Genomic DNA, 7,959 nt, shown 5'->3' with positions numbered 1-7,959 from the left:
CCTCCCCCTCCTTCCTCCAAGGAGACAGGGCCCCCTTTGCCCATCTGTGGCCCACCCGTGGCCACGCGGGCCCAACTGCCCATGTTCCCCGGGCGCAGGACCCCCCTTCCCGCAGCGGTACGCTTCCCCTCCGGGGATCGCCACCCCCGAGGACCGCCATACGGGCAGGGAGCGCGCCAGGGATTGCGCCCGGCCGTGCCTGTCCGATCCGTACGGAGGGGCTGACAAAAACGTGAACCTGCGCGACAACCTGCGCCGACTGCTGGTCCGGGTCTACACACGCAGGGTGGAGGGCCATCTCGACCACGACCAGGTGCCCAAGCACATCGGCGTCATCGTGGACGGAAACCGGCGCTGGGCGAAGGCGGCGGGCTCCACCACCGCCCAGGGGCACCGGGCGGGCGCCGACAAGATCGAGGAGTTCCTCGGCTGGTGCTCCGAGACCGATGTCGAGGTCGTCACCCTCTGGCTGCTCTCCACGGACAACGTCAACCGTCCGCCGGAGGAGCTCGCACCGCTCCTCGAAATCATCGAGAACGTGGTGACCTCCCTCGCCGCCGACGGCCGCTGGCGCGTCCACCACGTCGGCAACCTCGATCTGCTCCCCGGGCAGTTGCAGACCCAGCTCAAGGAGGCCGAGGAGGCCACCGCCCATGTGACGGACGGGATACTGGTCAACGTCGCCATCGGCTACGGAGGCCGGCAGGAGATCGCCGACGCCGTGCGCTCGATGATGCTCGACGCCCACGAGAAGGGCACCTCGCTGGAGGAACTCGCCGAGACCGTCGACATCGACCTGATCGGCAAGCACCTCTACACCAGCGACCAGCCCGACCCCGACCTCGTCATCCGCACCAGCGGCGAGCAGCGGCTGTCCGGGTTCATGCTCTGGCAGACGGCCCACTCGGAGTACTACTTCTGCGAGGTTTTCTGGCCGGCCTTCCGCAAGGTCGACTTCCTGCGCGCCCTGCGCGACTACGCGGCCCGCCACCGGCGCTTCGGCGGCTGAAACAGGCTGTTCGTCCACCGCGGCCGGCGGGGGCCGGTCGCGTGGTTTCCCGCGCCTCTTCGGGGCGCTGGGACGGAAGTAACAAGGAGTTCACCAGCGCGCCGCATCGCGGTGTGGCATGGCAGCGCATGTTCGAGGGCATAAGCCAAGCAGGTCGACACCCGAACCACGGGTGTCGTATCTCAGCGGGCGGCACGGGGCCGTCCGCCCGGGAGGCCCTTTGCACCAGCCCGACCGTGTGGTCACAGCACGGGCGAACAGGCGGAGGGCCGGTTTTCGGCCCGCGCACTGGGGCCGTCGACCGGTCCAGATCTCCTTCGTCGCTCCCCGACCTCATCCGAGGGGGTACGTCCTTCCGTGGTGACCAGCACAAAGCGCCGTATGCCAGACCGGCGCACCTATGTCCTCGACACCAGCGTCCTGCTGGCCGATCCAGGCGCCCTGAACCGCTTCGACGAGCACGAAGTCGTGCTGCCGATCGTCGTGGTCACGGAGTTGGAGGCCAAACGGCACCATCCCGAACTCGGCTACTTCGCCCGGCAGGCCCTGCGCATGCTGGACGAGTTCCGCGTCAGGTTCGGCCGACTCGACGCCCCGATTCCGATCGGGGAACTGGGTGGGACCGTCCGTGTCGAGCTCAACCACTCGGACCCCAGCGTGCTGCCCAGCGGCTATCGCCTGGGGGACAACGACTCCCGCATCCTCGCGGTCGCCCGCAATCTGCAGGCCGAGGGGTACGACGTCACCGTCGTGTCGAAGGACCTTCCACTCAGGATCAAGGCCTCGTCCGTCGGGCTCCTCGCCGAGGAGTACCGCGCGGAGCTGGCCATCACGGGCTCCTCCGGCTGGACCGGAATGTCCGAACTGACCCTGCCCGGCGAACAGGTGGACCTCCTCTTCGAGGACGGCCACACCTACGTCCCGGAAGCCTCCGAAATGCCGGTGCACACCGGTCTGATGATCCAGTCGGAGCGCGGCAAAGCCCTGGGCCGCGTCACGGCCGAGGGCAACGTCCGCCTCGTACGAGGGGATCGTGAGGCTTTCGGTATCAAGGGGAGGAGCGCCGAACAGCGGATCGCGCTCGACATCCTGCTCGATCCGGACATCGGGATCGTGTCGATGGGCGGCCGGGCGGGCACCGGCAAGTCGGCGCTCGCGCTGTGCGCCGGCCTGGAAGCCGTGCTGGAGCGGCGGCAGCACAAGAAGGTGATGGTCTTCCGGCCGCTGTACGCGGTGGGCGGGCAGGAACTCGGCTATCTGCCAGGCTCCGAGTCCGAGAAGATGGGCCCCTGGGCGCAGGCGGTCTTCGACACGCTGTCCGCGGTCACCAGCCGCGAGGTCATCGAGGAGATCACCGCACGCGGCATGCTCGAGGTGCTGCCCCTCACCCACATCCGCGGCCGGTCGCTCCACGACGCGTTCGTGATCGTGGACGAGGCACAGTCGCTGGAGCGGAACGTCCTGCTCACCGTGTTGTCCCGGATCGGCGCCAACTCCCGGGTGATTCTCACCCATGACGTGGCGCAACGGGACAATCTGCGGGTCGGCCGCTACGACGGTGTCGTGGCCGTCGTCGAGAAGCTGAAGGGGCACCCGCTCTTCGCGCACGTCACCCTCACCCGGTCCGAGCGGTCGCAGATCGCGGCCCTGGTGACCGAAATGCTGGAGGACGGACAGATCTGACCCGGTTGGGCGGATAGGGACTCACTCGGGCAATTGGGCAATTGTGCCCGGTTACTCTGGAGTTCAGGAATAGGGCGCCGTCCGGCAAAGGCGTAGAGCCTAGCCGGGCGGCGCTTCCGCGTCTGCGGCTTTCCTCAAATCACCTGGGCCATACCTGGTGTGAGCTTTCACACGCAACTCAGAATTGCCACCCGGCGTCCACGTGCGGCAGAGTCACACTCCTGTCAGGCCCCGCATACGACACATCTGTACCTTCAGTAGTACGGCACCACCGAAGCACCACCTTCAACTCCATACCGTCGTCGTATGCCGCCCGCGCACCACGCGGCGCTCCTCGCAGAGGAGTTGCCCACCGGGCCCGTGTCTCCCGTGACCACGCAGTTGGGAGGCCAGTGTCTTGGGGGCAAGATCGCGTCCGCCAGGGTCACCGAAGCGGGCGACGCTGGAAGGAAACCGTGTGAGCCGGATTTCGGTCCGGGGACTGGCAGTGGCCTCGGCCACCGCGGTCACCGCTGTCGGCGCAGTTACAGGTGTTGCCTCGGGCAGCACCGGGACCCCTCACGAGGCCGAGGCACTGGTGGGCGACACCACCCTGCTCACGGACATCCCCGTGGGCTCCCAGGCCGAGGTGCAGACCGCGTCCCTGACGCAGCAGGCCGACATCCAGGCCATCGCCGCCGACGCCACCGCGAAGAAGGACGCCGAGGAGTCTGCCCGCAAGCAGGCCGCCAAGGACGCGGTGGCCAAGCAGAAGGCCGCCGAGAAGGCCGAGGCGGAGGCCAAGGCGCGCAAGGAAGCGGAAGAGGCCGCCAGCCGCTCCGCGACGCGTGACCCCTCCACCTTCGCGGTGCAGTCCTCGTACACCGTCGCCCAGGTCCAGGAAATGGCCCGCCAAATCGTTCCGGCGGACCAGTTCCAGTGCTTCAGCAACATCGTGGACCACGAGTCGAGCTGGAACTACCAGGCGGACAACCCGAGTTCCGACGCGTACGGTCTCGTGCAGGCGCTGCCCGGCTCCAAGATGTCCTCTGCGGGCGCCGACTGGGCGACCAACCCGGCCACCCAGATCAAGTGGGGCCTGAGCTACATGAACGACCGCTACGACAGCCCGTGCGGCGCATGGAACTTCTGGCAGGCGAACCACTACTACTAGGCCTTCTCAACCTTTCCGAGCCCCTCACCGTCCTTCGGTGAGGGGCTTCGGCCATGTACGGTCAGATGCGGACCGCTGCTCCCGAGGCTCCGGAGGCTTTGGGGAGAGGGATGGGCAGAGGGAGATACGGGGGACGAGGGCGCATCATGTCGCGATTGCCGCAGTGGCTCGGCCGGGCCGGTGTCCGGCTCACCGAGATGGGCGAGCGGTTGGACGCGCGCCGGGCCGAGGTGGAGAAGGAGCACACGGACGACGGGACCCCGTCCCCGTACGGCCCTCCAGCATCACCGGACCCCGCACGGCCCGAGCGGCAGCAGCCGCACGAAAAGGCGGACCAGCCTTCCCGCGCGGCTGCCACCACCCCAACGGACCTCCGTGTGCCCCCCGTTCGGCCTGAGCCCGCCGCCGCCGTCCCGTGGGGCGTACGGGTCGCGGCCGAGGCCGGCTGGCGGCTGCTGGTGCTCGCGGGCACGCTCTGGGTGCTGATGCGGGTCATCAGCGCGGTCCAACTCGTCGTCTTCGCCTTCGTGGTGGCGCTCCTCATCACCGCGCTGCTCCAGCCCGCGGTCGCCCGTCTCACCGGGTGGGGCATGCCGCGCGGGCCCGCGACCGCGCTCACCGCGATCCTCGGGTTCGTCGTGATGGGGCTCATCGGCTGGTTCGTGACCTGGCAGGTCATGGAGAACATCGACCAGCTCTCCGACCAGGTCCAGGACGGCATCCTCGAACTGCGCAACTGGCTGCTCAACAGCCCGTTCCACGTCACCGACAAACAGATCAACAAGATCGCCGAGAACCTGCGCAACGCGATCGGCGCCAACACGGACTCGATCACCTCGGTGGGCCTGGAGGGCGTCACGGTCGTCGTCGAGGCGCTGACCGGCATACTGCTGGCCGCCTTCTCGACCCTCTTCCTCCTCTACGACGGCAAGCGCATCTGGCAGTGGACGCTGAAGCTGGTCCCGGCGGCGGCCCGGCCCGGTGTCGCCGGCGCGGGTCCGCGAGCGTGGCGCACGCTGACGGCGTATGTGCGGGGCACGGTGATAGTGGCTCTGATCGACGCCGTCTTCATCGGCCTGGGCATCTACTTCCTCGACGTCCCCATGGCCGTCCCGCTGGCCGTCTTCATCTTCCTGTTCTCCTTCATCCCGCTGGTGGGCGCGGTCGCCTCGGGCGCCCTGGCGGTGGTGGTGGCCCTGGTGACCCAGGGCGTGTTCACGGCGGTCCTGGTGGTCGGGGTGGTGCTGGCCGTGCAGCAGATCGAGGGCCACGTCCTCCAGCCGTTCATCCTGGGCCGCGCGGTCCGCGTCCACCCGCTGGCGGTGGTGCTGTCCGTGGCGGCGGGCGGCATGGTGGCGGGCATCGGCGGCGCGGTGGTGGCCGTACCGCTGGTAGCGGTGACGAACACGGTGGTCGGCTACCTCCACTCGTACTCCCAGGCCCACACCCCCGAAACAGCGGCGGCCCTACGCAACGCCCCCCAACCAAGGGGAGCCACCTCAGCAGAAATCGCCCTGACCAAGACCCAACACGAGGGCCCACAGTCCCCCTGACGGGGCCGCAGGCCCCTCTCAAGGGGCGCGGGGAACTGCGCGACAAGCCACGACGGACCCGCAGGCGACAGCTTTCCCGAGTGGGGCCGCAGGCCCCCCTGAGGGGCGCGGGGAACTGCGCGACCAGCCACAGTGAACCCGCAGACTCAGTACGGCCGAACCCGGCAGGACCCTCAAGGGGCGCGGGGAACTGCGCGACCAGCCACAGCGAACCCGCAGACTCAGTACCGGCGAAACCGGCGGAGCCACCTAGCTGAAAACCTTCAACGCCGGCCCCAACGCGATCACCAGCGGAATCATCGGAGCCATGGCGGCAGCCAGAGTCGTGGCCGCCCGATACGACACATCGAGCCGAGGCGGAGGCGCCAGCAACCGCTCGACCCGGTCACCCAACTGACCACGGGTGCACGCGCACGACAACACCCCCCGATGCCGGTTGAGTTCGATCAGCGCGAGCGCGGTGGTCCGGTGCCCACAGCGCCGGGACGCCGTGTCGTCCGCCGCCAGTTCGACCAGCCGGTGCGTCTGGTCCCGGAAGTGCGCGAACACCGGAACACGCGGAAACCCGGTGGCCAGCGCCTGAGCGAGATGCAGCAGCCAGTCGTGCCGGGCACGGGCATGCCCGAGTTCATGGGCGAGCACGGCGTCCAGCTCATGGTCGGACAGCCGCCGCAGCGCACCCGTGGTGACGACGAGCCGGGGCGTCGCGCCGGGCAGCAGCCAGGCGTCGGGATACTCGTCCTCCAGGACCAGCAACGGCCCCTCGGCGGCGGGGAACCCGGCGGGCAGGTCCGGCGCGCGTTCCCGCAGATCCAGGCGCCGCAGCCGACGCCGTCTGCGCGCCTCGGCGAGTTCCCGGCCGAGCATGGCGACCGTCCAGGCCGCCCCGCAGGCCAGCAGCAGCGTCAGCACGGTGAGCCAGACGGGCGCCCGCCCGAGCTGCTGGGCGGCGCCGACCGAGGACGGCCCCGGGGCGAACGCGTGAGCCTGGACCGTGCCGAACGCGGCCGTCCCGCCCAGCAGCAGCGCGGCGAGGCAGCACACCAGCACGGTGGCGACCAGACACTGCCACACCCACAGCCCCAGCACCGGCTCCCGGTCGGGCCAGCCCGCCCGGGTCAGCACGCGCGGCAGCACAGCGGCGGCGGTGATGGCGACGGCGGCCATCAGCGCCAGGGCGACGGTCATTGCGGGTGGCTCCCTCAATCGGAGAAGGACGGTCCTCGCGGCCGGTACGACGAAGGCGGCGACGAACGGGGTGAGGGTCCGTCCATTGTCGGACGTACCGCCTGCCGCGTCCAGTCACCCGTGCCGCCGGGCGGTACACGGCCGCCCGGCGCGAGGCGACCGAACCGGTACCGGTTCGATCAAATGAGCGTCGAACAAAGACCGTCGAGCGGCGAGAGATTTCAACTTCCGTCAGGTAGGAAGACCCCGGTCTGAATATGCGCCCGGGCTGATACACATACCCCCTCAGTGCGACGCGTCAGGCGTATGTGCGAAATGCCGGGAGCAGGGCCAAGGGGAGTGATGTCGGTCATCCGCGATTCCGTATCCGCGTCCGTATCGGCCCCGGGCTCCGAATCCCGGCGCGCGGCCCCGGATTCCCTCGGCCGGATCGGCTACGACCTGCTGCTGAGCGCCCTCGCCGACTGCGGGCGCGAGGAGTTCACCGGGGCGCTGCGCGCGACCGGCAGCCCCGGCGGGACCTTCCATCTGCGGCGCGGCCTCGTCGTCGGCGCCGAGAGCCCGGGCGCCCCCGGCCCGGAAGCCCTGCTGCTGCGCTCGCGACGGATCAGCGGTGAGGAGTGGGCCGAACTGGTGCGCGAGGCCGGCGGGGCGCGCTGGCCGGGCGCGGAACTGATCAGGCACGGGTACGCGGGCGCCGCCCAACTGCGCGTCGTCTGCATGATGGCGCTGCGGGACGCCGTCTTCGCGGTCGTCGCCGGCCGGGTGGACGCCTGCGAACGCGACCCCGGGGCCGAGCCGCTCGCCCCCGTCCCGGTGGGGGAGGGGCCCATCCGCCTGCTCCAGGACGCCAACCGCAAACTGGCCGCCCTCGCCGCCCTGCCCCACCCGGTACGCCCGAACCGTGAGCGCCCCGGCCGGGGTCAGGCGCCGGTCGCGGTGAGCGAGGGGTGGCTCACCCCCGTACAGCGGGAGTTGCTGGCCGAGGCCGACGGCCGGCGGACCGCCCGGGACCTCGCGTTCCGTACCGGGCGGGGCGTGTACACGGTGGCGGTCGAGCTGGCGCGGATGCTCGGTGCCGGGCTCCTGGAGTGCGCCGAGGGGGCCACGCCACCGCCGGTCGTACGGGTGCCGGCGGAGGGGCTGTGGCAGCGCAGGCCGCCCGCGCCACCACCGCCCCCGCCGCCCCCGTACGTCGATGCCGCCGTGGTCACCGCGCTCGCCGCCGTCCTCGCCGCCGACGCCCAGCCGCAGCCGTCGCACCGGCCGGCGCCGCCACCGAGGGGCCCCGTTCCCGCGCTGCCCCGCCGCGAACCCGGCGCCAGTGGCATCACCGAATCTCTCGCCCCCGAAAAGCGCGGGACGAGCTGGAA

General features: G+C 70.4%; 6 protein-coding genes. 5 read left to right on the top strand and 1 reads right to left on the bottom strand.

Features of this window, described 5'->3' with window-relative positions:
- Positions 1 to 232: 232 nt before the first annotated feature.
- The 4 genes from AOK08_RS36790 (at position 233) to AOK08_RS36775 (ending at position 5,398) form a co-directional block, all read left to right on the top strand.
- Entirely contained in the window at positions 233 to 1,009 is a 777-nt protein-coding gene (locus AOK08_RS36790) for an isoprenyl transferase (protein WP_055534192.1), read from the top strand.
- A gap of 357 nt (positions 1,010 to 1,366) precedes the next feature.
- Positions 1,367 to 2,692, top strand: a complete 1,326-nt coding sequence (locus tag AOK08_RS36785; protein ID WP_055534190.1) for a PhoH family protein — start codon at positions 1,367 to 1,369, stop codon at positions 2,690 to 2,692.
- Positions 2,693 to 3,149: 457 nt separating this feature from the next.
- Positions 3,150 to 3,845, top strand: coding sequence for an aggregation-promoting factor C-terminal-like domain-containing protein (locus AOK08_RS36780; protein WP_055534188.1), 696 nt, complete (start codon positions 3,150 to 3,152; stop codon positions 3,843 to 3,845).
- 146 nt (positions 3,846 to 3,991) lie between these two features.
- The gene (locus AOK08_RS36775; RefSeq protein ID WP_055534186.1) at positions 3,992 to 5,398 is read left to right on the top strand and encodes an AI-2E family transporter; all 1,407 of its coding nucleotides are present in this window, start codon (positions 3,992 to 3,994) and stop codon (positions 5,396 to 5,398) included.
- Positions 5,399 to 5,647: 249 nt separating this feature from the next.
- On the opposite strand, the gene AOK08_RS36770 is transcribed toward AOK08_RS36775, so the two are convergent.
- The gene (locus AOK08_RS36770) at positions 5,648 to 6,586 is read right to left on the bottom strand and encodes a M56 family metallopeptidase (RefSeq protein WP_055534184.1); all 939 of its coding nucleotides are present in this window, start codon (positions 6,584 to 6,586) and stop codon (positions 5,648 to 5,650) included.
- A 342-nt stretch (positions 6,587 to 6,928) separates the two neighbouring features.
- Between AOK08_RS36770 and AOK08_RS36765 the strand changes: the two genes are divergently transcribed.
- Positions 6,929 to 7,959 (top strand): hypothetical protein (locus AOK08_RS36765; protein ID WP_063794205.1); only part of this gene is annotated, 1,031 nt, incomplete at its 3' end.

It is taken from the genome of Streptomyces graminilatus (assembly GCF_001418565.1).
Classification (GTDB): domain Bacteria; phylum Actinomycetota; class Actinomycetes; order Streptomycetales; family Streptomycetaceae; genus Streptomyces; species Streptomyces graminilatus.
This window is presented reverse-complemented; position numbering and strand designations above follow the sequence as displayed.